The following is a 14,976-nucleotide window of genomic DNA, read 5'->3' as shown; positions in this document are numbered from 1 at the left end:
GGCCGCTCGTCGGCCCCCGCGCGCGTCGGCAACCACGCACAACCACAGGAGAAGCCCATCGTGGCCCGCAGCATCTACGTCGCCTCACCCGAGGGCGACACCGGCAAGTCGATCGTGGCCCTCGGCCTCGTGGACCTCCTGAGCAGGACGGTGCAGCGCGTCGGCGTCTTCCGCCCCGTCGCCCGGTCCACCGAGACGAAGGACTTCGTGCTCGAGCTCCTCCTCGAGCACGACGGCGTGGACCTCGCGTACGACGACTGCATCGGCGTGACCTACGAGGAGCTGCTCCCCGACCCCGAGGCCGCCCTGTCCCGGATCATCACGCGCTACCACGAGGTCGCCAAGCAGTGCGACGCCGTGGTCGTCGTCGGCACCGACTACACCGACGTCGCGGGTGCGACCGAGCTTGCCTACAACGCGCGCATCGCGGCCAACCTCGGCGCGCCCGTGGTGCTGGTCATCAACGGTCGCGGCCGGCACGCCGACGCGATCCACCAGGGCGCCTCCGTGGCCGTGGCCGAGCTGCACGCCAACCACGCGCAGGTCGCGGCGATCGTCGCGAACCGCGCGCCGAACGGCACCCTCGACGCCGTGCGCGACGAGCTCAGCACGCCCGAGATCCCCGCGTGGGCCCTCCCCGAGAGCCCGCTGCTGAGCGCGCCGACGGTCCGCCAGCTCATGGAGGCCGTGGGCGGCGAGCAGATCGGCGGCGACGACGACCTGCTGGCTCGCGAGGTGCTCGACGTGCTCGTCGGCGCGATGTCCATCGAGCACCTGCTCGACCGGCTCGCCGACGGTGCGGTCGTCATCACCCCGGGCGACCGGGCCGACGTGCTGCTCGGCCTGCTGCTGGCGCACCAGGCCGACGGCTTCCCCAACCTGGCCGGCATCATCCTCAACGGCGGTTTCCGCCCGGCACCGACGATCACCCGGCTGCTCGACGGCCTCGGCAGCCGGCTGCCGATCATCGCGACGAACCTCGGCTCGTTCCGCTCTGCGAGCGCCGCCGCCACCACGCGCGGGCGCCTCACGGCCGACTCGCAGCGCAAGATCGACACCGCGCTGGCGGTCTTCGAGCAGCACATCGACGGGCCTGCGCTGCTCGCGGCGCTCGACGTCGCGCGGCCCGAGGTCGTCACGCCGCTCATGTTCGAGTACGAGCTGCTCGACCGCGCGCGCGCCGACCGCAAGCACATCGTGCTGCCCGAGGGCACCGACGACCGCATCCTGCGGGCCGCCTCGACCCTCCTGCAGCGCGGCGTCGCACAGCTGACGCTGCTGGGCGAGGAGGCCGCGATCCGCACGCGCGCGACCGAGCTCGGCCTCGCGCTCGACGACGCGGCGGTCATCGACCCGCACGACGAGCAGTGGGTGTCCCGATTCGCCGAGGAGTACACGCAGATGCGCGCTCACAAGGGCATGACCGTCGAGCGTGCGCGCGAGATCGTCCCGTCCGTGTCGTACTTCGGCACGATGATGGTCCAGCTCGGCCTCGCCGACGGCATGGTCTCGGGCGCGGTGCACACCACGGCGCACACCATCAAGCCGTCGTTCGAGATCATCAAGACCGCGCCGGGCGTGTCTAACGTCTCGAGCGCGTTCCTCATGTGCCTCGAGGACCGCGTGCTGGTCTACGCCGACTGCGCAGTCATCCCGGACCCGACGGCCGAGCAGCTCGCGGACATCGCGATCTCGTCGGCCGGCACCGCGGAGCAGTTCGGCATCGAGCCGCGGATCGCCATGCTGTCCTACTCGACCGGCGCCTCGGGGACCGGCGCCGACGTCGACAAGGTCCGCCAGGCGACGGCCCTGGTCCGCGAGCGCCGGCCGGACCTGTCGGTCGAGGGCCCGATCCAGTACGACGCGGCCGTCGACGCCTCCGTGGCGCAGACGAAGCTGCCGGAGTCGACCGTCGCCGGGCGCGCGACCGTGTTCGTCTTCCCGGACCTGAACACGGGCAACAACACCTACAAGGCCGTGCAGCGCTCGGCAGGAGCGGTCGCGATCGGCCCGGTGCTCCAGGGCCTGCGCAAGCCCGTCAACGACCTGTCGCGCGGCGCGCTCGTGCAGGACATCGTCAACACCGTCGCGATCACCGCGATCCAGGCGCAAGCCCTCTCGGAGGAGAACCAGGCATGACCGTCCTCGTCGTCAACTCGGGCTCGTCGTCCATCAAGTACCAGCTCGTGGACCCGGTCGGCGGCGGCGCGATCGCCTCCGGCGTCGTCGAGCGCATCGGCGAGGAGACCGGCTCGCTCACCCACACGTTCGGGGGCCGCAAGGTCACGCGCACCGACCCGATCCCCGACCACGCGGCGGGTCTGCGGGCCGTGCTGGCGCTGTTCGACGAGGTCGGGCCGGACCTCGCGTCGTCCGACGTCGTGGCCGTCGGCCACCGGGTGGTGCACGGCGGGTCGGTGTTCTCGACGCCGGTGCTCGTGACCGACGAGGTCGTCGACCAGATCGAGGCGATCTCGCCGCTGGCGCCCCTGCACAACCCGGCCAACGTCACGGGCATCCGGGTGGCGCGCGAGCTGCTCCCGGACGTCCCTCACGTCGTCGTGTTCGACACCGCGTTCTTCCACGGGCTGCCCGAGGCCGCGTCGACGTACGCGATCGACCGCGACGTCGCGCGCGAGCACGGCGTGCGCCGCTACGGGTTCCACGGCACGTCGCACCACTACGTGTCCCGGCAGGTCGCGCAGTTCCTGGGCCGCCGCGTCGAGGACCTCAACACCATCGTGCTGCACCTCGGCAACGGCGCGTCCGCGTCCGCGGTCCGCGGGGGCCACGCGGTCGAGACGTCGATGGGCATGACGCCGCTCGAGGGCCTGGTCATGGGCACCAGGTCCGGCGACGTCGACCCCGCGGTGCTCATCCACCTGCAGCGCAACGCCGGCCTGTCGGTCGACGAGGTCGACGACCTGCTCAACCGCCGCTCGGGGCTCAAGGGGCTCGCGGGTGAGAACGATTTCCGCGCCCTGCACGACCTGATCTCGGACGGCGACGAGGGCGCGCAGCTCGCGCTCGACGTCTACATCCACCGGCTGCGCAAGTACATCGGCGCGTACACCGCCGTCCTCGGTCGCGTCGACGTGCTCGTGTTCACCGCGGGCGTCGGCGAGAACGACGACGTCGTCCGCGCGCTGGCCACCGCCGGGCTCGAGCCGCTGGGCCTCGAGCTGGACCCGAACCTCAACGCGGGCCGCAAGAAGGCGCCGACGATCGTCTCGCGCGACGTCAGCCGCACGACGATCGTCGTCTACCCGACGAACGAGGAGCTGGCGATCGCCCGCCAGGCGGTCGAGGTCGCCGAGGCCGCGGGCCTCACGGGCGAAGAGTCCGACGACTCCCCCGCCGCCGCGGGCCACGCCTGACCCGCTGCGCACTCACCCGGCACACCGCCGCGGTGGACGCATGGGTGTGCGACACGCCGCGCGAGCCACGGCGGGTCGCACACCCACGCGCACCCTGCCGCGGGATCGCCGCGTCGCTGCAGGGATCGTTGCATCGCACGCGCTGCAGGCATGCACGGATCCTGCAACGTTGGATGCAGCCACGCGCGTGATGAGCGACAGGGCGGCTGCCGCGTCCCGGCAGGCGGTCAGGGCAGGCGGGCTGCCTTCATCACGCGCAGCAGCTCGGTGTAGACCGTCGGCCACGTCTCGGTGCCCAGGCCGTACAAGCGGCCGAGGCCGACGCGGGGTCCACGCCCGGGAGCGAGCCGCCCGAACAGGCCGTGCGCACCGTGCTGGACCGCGACGGTCTGCAGGCGGGTGGTCTCCCACAGCCCCTCGCGCCCGTGACGCACCCCGATGCCCGACGAGCCCACGCCACCCTGCGGCGCCCCGACGGACCCCCACGTGGCGACGTACCCCTCGTTGACGTTCACGCTGCCGGCGTGGACCCGGCGCGCGAGGGCTGCTCCGCGCGCGGTGTCGGCGGTCCAGATGCTCGCGTTGAGGCCGAACTCGCTGTCGTTCATGGCCGCGACGGCCTCGTCGTCGGACGCGACGCGGTAGAGCGCGACGACCGGGCCGAACGTCTCCTCGCGCGCGAGGCGGGCCTCGGCCGGGACGTCGGTGAGGATCGTCGGCTCGTAGAACCAGGGGCCCAGGTCGGTGCGGTGCACGGCCCCGGCGAGCACGGCCGCGCCGTGCCCGATCGCGTCCTCGACGTGCTCGACCACGGTCGCGAGCTGGGCAGCCGAGGTCAGGGAACCGACGTCGAACCGGTAGTCCAGCCCGGACCCGATGCGCAGCTCGCGGGTGCGCCGGGCGAAGGCCTCGGCGAACTCGTCGAACACCTCCTCGCGCACGTAGATCCGCTCGATCGAGACGCACACCTGCCCGGTCCCGACGAAGGAGGCACGTACCGCGCCCTCGGCGACGACCTCGACGTCCACGTCCTCCGCGACGTACATGGGGTTCTTGCCGCCGAGCTCGAGCGTCGCCGGCACGAGCCGCGAGCCGGCCTGCGCGGCGACGACCCGGCCCGTGCGGGTCGAGCCCGTGAACGACACGTGGTCGACGTTCTCGACGACGGCGCCGCCGACGGACGGCCCGTCGCCCACGACGATCTGCAGCAGCCCGGCGGGCAGCCCCGCCTCCTCGAGCTGCTCGGCGGCCCACAGCGCGGTGAGCGCGGCCTGCGGATCGGGCCGCAGGATCACGGCGTTGCCCGCGACGAGCGCGGGGAGCACGTCGCCGATGGTGAGCGTGAGCGGGAAGTTCCAGGGCGCGACGATGCCGACGACGCCGACCGGGTGCCGCAGCACGCGCACCGACGTCAGGCCCGGCACGATCCCGCCGGCCCGCCGGGGCGCGAGGTAGCGCCCCGCGCGCGCGGCGTAGTGCCGCGCGACGAGCGCGATGTCGCAGATCTCCTCGAACGCCGAGACGCGGGCCTTGCCGTTCTCGAGCTGGATGAGGTCGAGCACGTCGCTCTGCCGCTCGAGCAGCAGGTCGTGGAAGCGCGAGAGCACCGCGGTGCGATCGCGCACGGGCCGGGCGGCCCACAGTCGCTGGGCGGCCCGGGCGGCACGCGCGGCGCGCACCACGTCATCGGGCGTCGACAGCGGCACGGCCGCGATCGGGGCGCCCGTGAACGGGGCGAGCGACGTGTGGGTCGCGGCGCCCGGGGAGGCGACGACGCGCGCCAGCAGCGGGCGGACGTCGTCGGGCTCGAGCACGTAGGTGGCGAGGGGGTCGGTCTCCGGGTCGTGCAGCTCGGCTGATCCGGGCCCGTGCGAGTCGTGCGCCATGCGCGCCAGGGTACGCGCGCCACCTACGCGCACCCCGCGACACCCCCAACCGCGAGAGCGCCCGAAACTCACCGAGTGCGCCCGCAACGACGGGCGCACTCGAGAGGGAGGGCGTAGCGCTCGCGGGTTCAGACGCCGAGAGTGGTGCGGACCTCCGGGTCGAGGTTCTCGACGACCGCGGCCCGGGCCGCCGCCGCGGACGGGGCCGCCAGCGCCTCGACGGCGAGCGTCGCGCACTGCGCGCTCGTGTGCCGGCGCAGCGCGTACCGCACCGCGGGCAGCGCGCCCGGCGACATCGACAGGCTCGTCACCCCCAGCCCGACGAGCACGAGCGCGAGCACGGGGTCGGAGGCCGACTCCCCGCACACGCCGACCGGCTTGCCGGTCTCGAGTCCCGCGTGCGCGGTCGCGGCCACGAGGTCGAGCACCGCGGGCTGCCACGGGTCCAGCAGGTCGGCGAGCTCGCCGCGCAGCCGGTCCGTGGCCATCGTGTACTGCGCGAGGTCGTTGGTCCCGAGCGAGACGAAGTCGACCTCCCGCAGGACCTCGTGCGCCCGCAGCGCGGCCGAGGGCACCTCGACCATCACGCCGACCTTCGCGATCCCGTGCGCGCGGGCCCGGGCGGCGAAGTCGCGGGCCTCGTCGGCCGTCGCGATCATCGGCGCCATGACCCACGGCGCCTCGCCCGTCGCGGCCTGCGCGGCGGCGAGCGCCTCGAGCTGGTGCTCGACGAGGTCCGCGTTGGTCCGCACGAGTCGGTAGCCGCGGACCCCGAGCGCGGGGTTCTCCTCGTCGGGCTGCGTCGCGAACGCGAGCGGCTTGTCGGCGCCCGCGTCGAGCGTGCGGACCACGACCTTGCGCCCGGGCAGGGCCCGCAGCGCGGCCGCGTACGCCGCGGTCTGCTCCTCGACGGTGGGCTCGGTCGACGCCTCGAGGAACAGCACCTCGGTCCGGAACAGCCCGACGCCCTCGGCGGCCGTCGTCGCGACGCGCTCGGCGTCCGCGGCGGTGCCGATGTTGGCGAGGAGCGCGACCGCCTTGCCGTCGGCCGTGGCGCCCGGCGCGGTGTCCTGCTCGAGCGCGCGCTCGACCTCGGCGCGGCGCGCGAGCGCGTCGACGAGGTCGGGCGACGGCTCGACCGTGACGGTCCCGGTCGCGGCGTCGACCGCGACGACGATGCCGTCGTCGAGCCCGGTGACGCCCGCGACCCGCACCAGGCACGGCAGGCCGAGCTGCCCGGCGATGATCGCCGTGTGACCGGTCGGGCCGCCGAGCTCGGTGACGATCGCGAGCACCTTGTCGAGGTCGAGGGCCGCGGTGTCGGCCGGCGCGAGGTCGAGCGCGACGACGACGGACGGCACCGTCAGCTCGGGCACGCCCGGGGCCGGCAGCCCCATGGCCCGCGCGACGACGCGGTCGCGCACCGAGCGCAGGTCCGTGACCCGCTCCGCGAGGTAGCCGCCGGCCTGCACGAACATCGCCGCGAACATGTCGACGACCCCGTCGATCGCCGCGACGACGGGCTCGCCCGCCCCGATGCGGGTGAGCACGCCGCTGCGCAGCGCACGGTCGTCGGCCATCTGCGCGGTCGCCGCCAGGACGTCCCGGACCGTGCCGGTGGCGCGCGACGACGCGTCCGCGAGGGCGGCCGCGACGTCCTCGAACGCCCGCGCGACGACCTCTTGCGCGTCCGCCCCGGTCACCGCGACCCCGTCGACGAGGAGCGGTGCGTCGGCCGCGACGGCCGGCACGGGCTGGACCTGGGCGACCGGCCCGACGACCCCCCGCCGCCCGACGCCGACGCCGTGCAGCTCCCCCTGAACCTGAGGGCCGGCGTCAGCGACGCTCACGGCGTCTCCGCGTCGAGGTCGGTCGCCAGCAGCTCGACGAGCTCGTCGAGCACGCGGTCGGCGTCGGGGCCGTCGGCCGCGAGCGTGACCTCCTCGCCCGACGGGACGCCGAGCGACATGACGAACAGGATGGAGCCGGCGTCCACGGGCTCGCCGCCGGAGCGGGCGATCGTGACGGGGACCCCGGAGGCCGCGACGGCCTGCGTGAAGATCATCGCGGGGCGGGCGTGCAGGCCGACGCGGGAGGCGACGGCGACGGTGCGCTCAGACATGACGGTTCCTCTCGAGGATCGAAGGTCAGGCGACGGCCGCGGCGAGCTGCGCGTCGGCAGCCTGCTCGGCCTGGACGACGGCGCTCGGACGCGCGCTCTTGAGCGCGACGACGATCGCGCAGGTCACGACCATCCCGACGGCGATCGCGATGAGCCAGCCCCAGAAGTTCGTGATCAGGGGCAGCACCCAGATGCCGCCGTGCGGTGCGCGCACCCCGGCAGCGAACGCCATGGACAGGGCACCCGCGGCGCTCGAGCCCACGAGCGAGGAGACGATGACGCGCCACGGGTCGGCGGCCGCGAACGGGATCGCGCCCTCGGAGATGAACGACGCCCCGAGCAGCCACGCGGCCTTGCCGTTCTCCCGCTCGGCGTGCGTGAACAGGCCCTTGCGGACGACGGTGGCCAGCGCCATCGCCAGCGGGGCGACCATGCCGGCGGCCATCACCGCGGCCATGATCTTGAACTGGTTGGCGTCGTTGGGCAGGTTCGGCACGGCCAGGCCGGTGATCGCGAAGGTGTAAGCAACCTTGTTGACCGGGCCGCCGAGGTCGAAGCCCATCATCGCGCCGAGCAGCGCGCCCAGGAGCACCAGGTTGTTGCCGGACAGCCCGTTGAGCCAGTCGCTCAGCCCGTCCATCGCGGCGGCGATCGGCCGGCCGATGACGACGAGCGTGATGATGCCGACGAGCAGCGAGGACAGCAGCGGCGTCACGACCACGGGCATGACCCCGCGGACGCCCTTCGGCACGTTCCACCGGCTGATCCACCAGGCCAGACCACCGGCGACGAAGCCGGTCACCAGACCACCGAGGAAGCCAGCGCCCACGGCCACCGATGCGGCGCCGCCGACGAACCCGGGCACGAGGCCGGGGCGGTCGGCGATCGCGTACGCGATGAACCCGGACAGCACCGGGACCAGGAACCCGAACGCGAGCGCACCGGTCTGGAACAGCACCGCGGACCACTGCTGCAGCGACGTCGGGTCGAAGTTCGCGACGAGGTCGGCCACCGGGATCTTGGTGACCTCGACGGCGCCGTTGCCGCCGTCCCACGCGATCCCGGCGAGCATGAAGCCGAGCGCGATGAGGATGCCGCCGGCGGCGACGAACGGGATCATGTAGCTCACGCCGGTCATCAGCCACTGCCGGATGCGGACCCCGACGCTCGCGTTGCTGTCCACCTTCGTGGCCGGCGACGTGATCGCGACCGGCGCCGCGCCGGCGGGCACGCCCGCCTCGACCGCCGCGATCGCGGAGGCCAGGACGCCCGGGGCGTCGTGCACGGCCTTCTTCACGCCCACGTCGACGAACGGCTTGCCCGCGAAGCGCTCCTTGTCCTTGACCTCGAGGTCGGCGGCGTAGATGACGCCGTCGGCCGCCGCGATGACGGCCGGGTCCAGCGGCGTGGAGCCCGCGGCCCCCTGCGTCTCGACGACGACCTCGTGGCCCGCGTCGCGGCCGGCCTGCTCGAGCGCCTCGGCGGCCATGTACGTGTGGGCGATGCCCGTGGGGCAGGAGGAGACGGCGACGAACTTCATGCTGGCACGACCTCTCGGGTGACGATCTCCGCGACGGCGGCGGCGTCGGGCGCCTCGCGGAGCGAGGTCTTGAAGGACTCGTGCACCAGGCGGCGCGCGAGGGCGGCGAGGATCTGCAGGTGGTCGCCGCCGCCCGTGTCCGGCGCGGCGATGAGGAAGACGAGCGTGGCGGGGCCGTCCGGCGCGCCCCAGTCGACGCCCTGCGTCAGCCGGCCGATGGCCAGGCTCGGGGCGGTGACGTGCGCGGAGCGGGCGTGCGGCAGGCCGATGCCGCCGGGCATCCCGGTGGCCATCTGCGCCTCGCGGGCGCGGACGTCGGCGTGGAAGCCCTCGGCGTCGGTGACGCGCCCGGCTGCGGCGAGCAGGCCGATGAGGTGGCGGGTCGCGTCGTCGCGGTCCGCGGCGGCCAGGTCGACGGCGACCAGGTCCGGGGTGATGAGTGGGGTGCTCACGTCACAGCTCCTTCGGGGTGAGTCGGGGGTCTGGTGCCTCGACGACGCGCACGGCGGCGGTGTCGATGGCGGAGGGATCCGGTACGGCGGTACCGGGCATGCGCACGGCCGCGCGCCCCCACGCGACGGCCGTGCGGAGGCGGTCGGCGGCGGAGCCGTCCGCAGACAGGAAGCCGGCGAGGGTCATGTCCCCCGCGCCGACCGTGGACAGCGGGACGAGCGGCGTGCCGCCCGCCCACCAGCTGGAGTGCTCGGTCACGAGCAGGGCGCCGTGGGCGCCGAGCGAGACGAGCACGTGCGCGGTGCCGGCGGCGATGACCTCGCGCGCCGCGTCGACGACGTCGCCGACGGTCACGAGCTCGCGCCCGACGAGCGCGGCGAGCTCCTCGTCGTTGGGCTTGAGCAGGTCGAGCACACCGGCCCGGGCGGCGCAAGCCAACGGGTCGCCCGAGGTGTCGAGCGCGAACGGGACCGAGCGCTGCGCCGCGAGAGCCGCGACCCGGACGAAGAGGTCGTCGCCCGCTCCGGCCGGGAGGCTGCCCGCGGCGACGAGCCCGCGGGCGCCCTCGTCGAGCACGGCCGCGAGCGCGTCGAGCAGCGCGGTGACCTCGCCGGGCGCGAGCGCGGGACCCGGCGCGTTCACCTTGGTGGTGGCGCCGGACCGCTCGGCGATCGTGATGTTGGTGCGCGTGTCGCCAGCCACCGGGACCGCGAGCGCCGGGACGCCCTGCGAGGCCAGCAGCTCGACGAGCCGGGCCCCGTCCGCTCCCCCGGCGGGCAGCACGGCGCGCGACGCGACGCCGTGGCGCACGAGGGCCCGCGTGACGTTGATGCCCTTGCCGCCCGGATGGACGTGCACGGCGTCGGCGCGCAGCACCTCGCCCGGCACGAGCCGATCGACGTCGAGCGCCCGGTCCAGGCTCGGGTTGGGCGTGAGCGTGACGATCATGCGCGCACCACCCGGACGCCAGCCGTCTCGAACTCGTCGACGAGCTCGACCGCGGCGCCCGAGTCGGTGATCAGCGTGTCGACGGCCTCGAGGTCCGCGACGTGCGCGAAGTCGGTCCGGCCGAGCTTGGTGTGGTCGGCGACGACGACCGTGCGCCGGGCGGCCGCGATGAGGGCCCGCTTCACGGCGGCCTCGGCGAGGTCCGGCGTGCTCAGCCCGTTCTCGACGCTGATCCCGTTGGTGCCGACGAACGCGACGTCGGCGCGGATCTCGGTGAGCGCCGCGAGTGCCCAGGAGCCGACCGCGGCGAGCGTCCGGCCGCGGACCGTGCCGCCGACGAGGTGCAGCGTGATGTTGGGGCGCGACGCGAGCACGGTCGCGACCGGCAGCGCGTGGGTGACGACGATGAGGTCACGGTCGTTCGGGAGCAGCTCGGCGAGGCGCACCGTCGTGGTGCCGGCGTCGAGGATGACCGCGCCGCCGTCGGGCAGCTCGTCGAGCGCCGCCTTGGCGATCCGCTCCTTCTCCCCCGACAGGATACCCTCGCGGTCGGCGATGCCGGGCTCGAAGCCCAGCCGCTCGACCGGGATGGCCCCGCCGTGCACGCGGCGCACGAGGCCGTGGCGCTCGAGCGCGGTCAGGTCGCGGCGGATGGTCTCGGGCGTGACGTCGAGCTCGAGAGCGAGCGCGGCGACGTCGACCCGGCCTGCGGCGCGAGCCGTGGCGAGGATCTGCTGGTGACGCTCCGGTGCGTACACGACGACTCCGATGTCTCAGTGCGTACAGCGGCCGGTCCGTTCCGGCCTTCTGAGCACGAGAGTGGACCCGAAACGGACACATGTCAAGAGATACGGGCCGATTCAAACATTCTCGGATGTTGATTCGGACTGTGACGCATCTGGTGTTGGGTCGCCCGGGCCGACGACGTAAGGTGAGGCTCGCCTAATCGAACTCCTCTCATCGACTCTGAGGAACACCATGCGCTCCGCACTCTCGCGTCCCGCCCGGTTCGCCGCGCTCGCCGCCGTCGCCGCCCTCGCCCTCACGGCCTGCTCGTCGGGCGACGACACGCCCGCGCCCGCCGCGACCTCGTCGGACACCTCGTCCGCGTCGGCCGCCGCCTTCCCGATCACGCTGAAGAACACCTTCGGCGAGACGACCATCGACAAGCAGCCCGAGCGGGTCGCGAGCATCGCCTGGGGGAACCAGGACGTCCCGATCGCGCTCGGCGTGGTCCCGGTCGGCTTCGCCAAGGCGAACTACGGCGACGACGACGGCGACGGCGTGCTGCCGTGGGCCTTCGACGCGCTCACGGCGCTCGGGGCGACCGGCGACAAGCTCCCGAAGCTCTTCGACGAGACCGACGGCGTGGACTTCGAGGGTGTCAACGACACGACGCCCGACGTCGTCCTGGCGGCGCAGTCCGGCCTGACCAAGGAGGACTGGACGACGCTGTCCCAGATCGCTCCGACGGTCTCGTTCCCGACCGTCGCGTGGGGCACGAACTGGCGCGACATGGCGCTCGTCGACGGCGAGGCCATCGGCAAGAAGGCCGAGGCGCAGGCCAAGATCGGCGAGATCGAGAAGCAGATCGAGGCCGCCCTGGCCACCCGCCCCGACATCGCCAGCAAGACCTTCGTCTACACGGCGGCGGACGCGTCCGACAAGAGCAAGCTCTGGATCTACACCGGTGTCGACGCCCGCGTGCAGTACGTCGAGGACTTCGGCATGACGGTGGCTCCCTCCGTCGCCTCCTTCACCGAGCTCAGCGGCTTCGGCGGGACCATCAGCTCCGAGAACGCCGACAAGCTGTCGGACGCGGACATCCTCGTCACCTACGGCGACGACACGACCCTGGCGTGGCTCCAGAAGGACCCCCTGCTGGGCAAGATCCCGGCGGTCAAGAACGGCGCGGTCGTCATCGTGCCCGACGCCACCCCGTTCGCGGCGTCGACGTCCGGCCCGACGATCCTGTCGATCCCGTGGGGCCTGGACCAGTACCTCGACCTCTTCGAGGCAGCGGCCAAGAAGGTCAAGTGACCCTGCACGCTCCCGCACCGGCACCGGCTGTCCCCGCACGGGGACGGTCGGTGTCGTTGCGCAGGCGGCGGCTGCTGGGCCTCGTCGTCTGCGCGGTCGTCCTGCTCGTCATGGTCGTCGCGTCCCTCGCGTTCGGCTCGCGCGTCGTGTCCTGGCCCGACGTGGTTGCGGGTGTGCTGCACCCCGATCCCGAGAACATCGCGCAGGCCGCCGTGCACTCCCGCATCCCCCGCACCGTCCTCGGCCTGCTGGTCGGCGCCGCGCTCGGCCTGGCCGGGGCGGTGATGCAGGGGCTGACGCGCAACCCGCTCGCGGACCCCGGGATCCTCGGCGTGAACGCGGGCGCCTCGCTGTTCGTCGTCCTCGGCATCGCGTGGCTGGGGCTGTCGAGCCTCGAGGAGTACATCTGGCTGGCGTTCGCCGGCGCCGCGCTCGCCGCGCTGCTCGTCTACACGATCGGCTCGATGGGGCGCGAGGGCGCGACCCCGCTCAAGCTCGCGCTCGCCGGCGCCGCGACCACCGCCGCGCTCGGCTCGATGGTCTCGATGGTCCTGCTGACCCGCACCGACGTGCTCGACACCTTCCGGTTCTGGCAGGTCGGCTCACTCGGCCGCGCCGACTTCGCGCAGATCGGCGAGGTCGTGCCGTTCCTCCTCGTCGGCGCCGTGCTCGCGGTCGCCTCGGCCCGCGGGCTCGACGCGCTCGCGCTCGGCGACGACCTCGCCGTCGGCCTCGGGCAGCGCACCGGGCTGGTCCGGGCCCTCGGGGCGACCGCCGCCGTGCTGCTGGCCGGCTCGGCCACGGCGATCGCCGGCCCGATCGCCTTCGTCGGCCTCGTCATGCCGCACCTGGCGCGCACGTTCACCGGTCCCAGCCACCGCTGGCTGCTGCCCTACTCGGCCGCGTTCGGCGCCGCGCTGCTCGTCGGCGCGGACGTCGTCGGCCGGATCGTCACCCGGCCGCAGGACCTCGAGGTCGGCATCATGACGGCCCTGCTGGGAGCCCCCGTGTTCATCGCGATCATCCGCCGGCAGAAGGTGCGCGAGCTGTGACCTCGACCGTCCTCGAGCGCCCCGTCGGCGCCACCGTCGCCGCAGGGCGCCGCGCCCGCTCGCGCCGCTGGCGTCGGGTCGTCGTCGTCCTCGTCGTCGCGCTGCTGGCCGTCACGCTGCTCTCGCTCTGCGTGGGCGAGCGCAGCTACTCCCCCCTCGACGTGCTGCGCGTGATCCTGGGCCAGGACGTGCCCGGTGCGTCGTTCACCGTGGGCGACCTGCGCCTGCCCCGCGCGCTGACCGGCGTGCTCGTCGGCGTCGCGTTCGGCATGGGCGGCGTGATGTTCCAGACGATGCTGCGCAACGTGCTGGCCAGCCCGGACGTCATCGGCATCAGCGCGGGATCGAGCGCCGCCGCGGTCGTCGCGATCACCGTGTTCGGCCTCAGCGGCGCCACGCTCTCGGTGGTCGCGGTCGCGTCCGGCATCGGCGTGGCGGGTCTCATCTACGCGCTGTCGTGGCGCCGCGGGGTGCACGGCACGCGGCTCATCCTCATCGGCATCGCGATCGGCGCGATGCTCGACTCGGTGATCTCCTACGCGATCTCGCGCGCCGGGATCTACGACGTCAACGAGGCGATGCGCTGGCTCACGGGCAGCCTGAACTCGGCGTTCTGGCCCGTCGTGCAGCCCCTCGCGCTCGCGCTCGTCGTCCTGGTCCCGCTCGCCACGATCCTGTCCCGCCGGCTCGGCGCGCTGCAGCTCGGCGACGACGCGTCGACCGCGCTGGGCGTGCCCGCAGACCGCAGCCGCCTCGCGCTGCTGGTCGTCGCGGTCGCGCTCGTGTCGGTCGGGACCGCCGCGGCGGGCCCGATCGCGTTCGTCGCGTTCCTCGCCGGGCCGATCGCGCACCGCCTCGTGCGCGGTGCCGGGCCCCTGCTGTGGCCCGCCGCGCTCGTCGGCGCGCTGCTCGTCCTCGTCGGCGACTTCGCCGGGCAGCACCTGCTCGGCCTACGGTTCCCCGTGGGCGTCGTCACCGGCGTGCTCGGCGCCCCCTACCTGCTCTGGCTCCTGGCCAGGTCGAACCGCACGGGAGGATCCCTGTGAAGCACACGCTGGCCGTCGAGGCCGCGACGCTGGGCTACGACGACCGCGTCGTGGTCCAGGACATGACCCTGGAGATCCCGCAGGGACGGATCACGACGATCGTCGGCGCCAACGCGTGCGGCAAGTCGACCCTGCTGCGCGCGATGGCCCGCCTACTGCGCCCGTCGGCCGGTCGCGTGCTGCTCGACGGCACGCCGATCGACGACCTGCCCTCGCGCGAGGTCGCCACCATCCTCGGGCTGCTGCCGCAGACGCCGATCAGCCCCGAGGGCATCGCGGTGGCGGACCTCGTCGGACGTGGGCGCTACCCGCACCAGGGCTGGTTCCGGCGCTGGACGGCGGAGGACGACGCGGCCGTCGAGGAGGCGCTGCGCACGACCGACACGCTCGACCTCGCGGACCGCCCGGTCGACGAGCTGTCCGGCGGCCAGCGGCAGCGCGTGTGGATCGCCATGGCACTCGCGCAGCAGACCGACGTGCTGCTGCTCGACGAGCCGACGACGTTCCTCGAC

Annotated in this window: 13 protein-coding genes; 6 read left to right on the top strand and 7 right to left on the bottom strand. The window is 73.8% G+C overall.

The features are described from left to right. Window positions 1–60 precede the first annotated feature (60 nt). Together pta and D1825_RS04355 are read left to right on the top strand one after the other, a co-directional pair. Window positions 61–2,139, top strand: coding sequence for a phosphate acetyltransferase (pta, locus tag D1825_RS04360; protein WP_118766239.1), 2,079 nt, complete (start codon window positions 61–63; stop codon window positions 2,137–2,139). After that, complete coding sequence (locus tag D1825_RS04355; RefSeq protein ID WP_118766238.1) at window positions 2,136–3,377, top strand: acetate/propionate family kinase; 1,242 nt, start codon at window positions 2,136–2,138, stop codon at window positions 3,375–3,377. Before pta ends, D1825_RS04355 begins: the two co-directional genes overlap by 4 nt. A gap of 227 nt (window positions 3,378–3,604) precedes the next feature. Here D1825_RS04355 and D1825_RS04350 read toward each other — a convergent pair whose 3' ends face one another. The 7 genes from D1825_RS04350 to D1825_RS04320 form a co-directional block, all read right to left on the bottom strand. After that, window positions 3,605–5,263, bottom strand: a complete 1,659-nt coding sequence (locus D1825_RS04350; protein ID WP_118766237.1) for a succinic semialdehyde dehydrogenase — start codon at window positions 5,261–5,263, stop codon at window positions 3,605–3,607. 128 nt (window positions 5,264–5,391) lie between these two features. After that, window positions 5,392–7,113 carry a phosphoenolpyruvate--protein phosphotransferase gene (ptsP, locus tag D1825_RS04345; protein WP_118766236.1) on the bottom strand — a complete coding sequence of 574 codons (1,722 nt, stop codon included), beginning with the start codon at window positions 7,111–7,113 and terminating at the stop codon, window positions 5,392–5,394. Further along, window positions 7,110–7,385, bottom strand: coding sequence for an HPr family phosphocarrier protein (locus tag D1825_RS04340; RefSeq protein ID WP_118766235.1), 276 nt, complete (start codon window positions 7,383–7,385; stop codon window positions 7,110–7,112). The genes ptsP and D1825_RS04340 overlap by 4 nt, the downstream gene beginning before the upstream one ends. 25 nt (window positions 7,386–7,410) lie before the next feature. Then, the gene (locus D1825_RS04335; protein ID WP_118766234.1) at window positions 7,411–8,925 is read right to left on the bottom strand and encodes a PTS fructose transporter subunit IIC; all 1,515 of its coding nucleotides are present in this window, start codon (window positions 8,923–8,925) and stop codon (window positions 7,411–7,413) included. Continuing rightward, on the bottom strand, window positions 8,922–9,377 hold the full coding sequence (locus tag D1825_RS04330) for a PTS sugar transporter subunit IIA (RefSeq protein WP_118766233.1): 456 nt from the start codon (window positions 9,375–9,377) through the stop codon (window positions 8,922–8,924). The genes D1825_RS04335 and D1825_RS04330 overlap by 4 nt, the downstream gene beginning before the upstream one ends. A 1-nt stretch (window position 9,378) precedes the next feature. Further along, window positions 9,379–10,326, bottom strand: coding sequence for a 1-phosphofructokinase (pfkB, locus tag D1825_RS04325; protein WP_118766232.1), 948 nt, complete (start codon window positions 10,324–10,326; stop codon window positions 9,379–9,381). Next, on the bottom strand, window positions 10,323–11,084 hold the full coding sequence (locus D1825_RS04320) for a DeoR/GlpR family DNA-binding transcription regulator (RefSeq protein ID WP_118766231.1): 762 nt from the start codon (window positions 11,082–11,084) through the stop codon (window positions 10,323–10,325). Before D1825_RS04320 ends, pfkB begins: the two co-directional genes overlap by 4 nt. A gap of 220 nt (window positions 11,085–11,304) precedes the next feature. Here D1825_RS04320 and D1825_RS04315 point away from each other — a divergent pair, with 220 nt between their 5' ends. The 4 genes from D1825_RS04315 to D1825_RS04300 all read left to right on the top strand — a co-directional run. Then, complete coding sequence (locus D1825_RS04315) at window positions 11,305–12,366, top strand: ABC transporter substrate-binding protein (protein ID WP_118766230.1); 1,062 nt, start codon at window positions 11,305–11,307, stop codon at window positions 12,364–12,366. Then, the gene (locus D1825_RS04310) at window positions 12,363–13,418 is read left to right on the top strand and encodes a FecCD family ABC transporter permease (protein WP_199721493.1); all 1,056 of its coding nucleotides are present in this window, start codon (window positions 12,363–12,365) and stop codon (window positions 13,416–13,418) included. The genes D1825_RS04315 and D1825_RS04310 overlap by 4 nt, the downstream gene beginning before the upstream one ends. Next, complete coding sequence (locus tag D1825_RS04305; RefSeq protein WP_118766229.1) at window positions 13,415–14,464, top strand: FecCD family ABC transporter permease; 1,050 nt, start codon at window positions 13,415–13,417, stop codon at window positions 14,462–14,464. The genes D1825_RS04310 and D1825_RS04305 overlap by 4 nt, the downstream gene beginning before the upstream one ends. Further along, window positions 14,455–14,976: ABC transporter ATP-binding protein (locus tag D1825_RS04300; protein ID WP_407643294.1), on the top strand; the 522-nt coding region annotated here is incomplete at its 3' end. The genes D1825_RS04305 and D1825_RS04300, both read left to right, overlap by 10 nt.

This window comes from Cellulomonas rhizosphaerae (assembly GCF_003470205.1).
Taxonomy (GTDB): domain Bacteria; phylum Actinomycetota; class Actinomycetes; order Actinomycetales; family Cellulomonadaceae; genus Cellulomonas; species Cellulomonas rhizosphaerae.
Note: the sequence above shows the minus strand (reverse complement) of the source record. Positions and strands in the feature narration are given on the sequence as shown.

What these genes read in the sequence shown, in the direction of transcription:
- D1825_RS04340 (WP_118766235.1), bottom strand. Translation starts at nt 7,385, where the DNA reads ATGTCTGAGCGCACCGTCGCCGTCGCCTCCCGCGTCGGCCTGCACGCC.
- D1825_RS04335 (WP_118766234.1), bottom strand. Translation starts at nt 8,925, where the DNA reads ATGAAGTTCGTCGCCGTCTCCTCCTGCCCCACGGGCATCGCCCACACG.
- D1825_RS04355 (WP_118766238.1), top strand. Translation starts at nt 2,136, where the DNA reads ATGACCGTCCTCGTCGTCAACTCGGGCTCGTCGTCCATCAAGTACCAG.
- pfkB (WP_118766232.1), bottom strand. Translation starts at nt 10,326, where the DNA reads ATGATCGTCACGCTCACGCCCAACCCGAGCCTGGACCGGGCGCTCGAC.
- D1825_RS04315 (WP_118766230.1), top strand. Translation starts at nt 11,305, where the DNA reads ATGCGCTCCGCACTCTCGCGTCCCGCCCGGTTCGCCGCGCTCGCCGCC.
- D1825_RS04350 (WP_118766237.1), bottom strand. Translation starts at nt 5,263, where the DNA reads ATGGCGCACGACTCGCACGGGCCCGGATCAGCCGAGCTGCACGACCCG.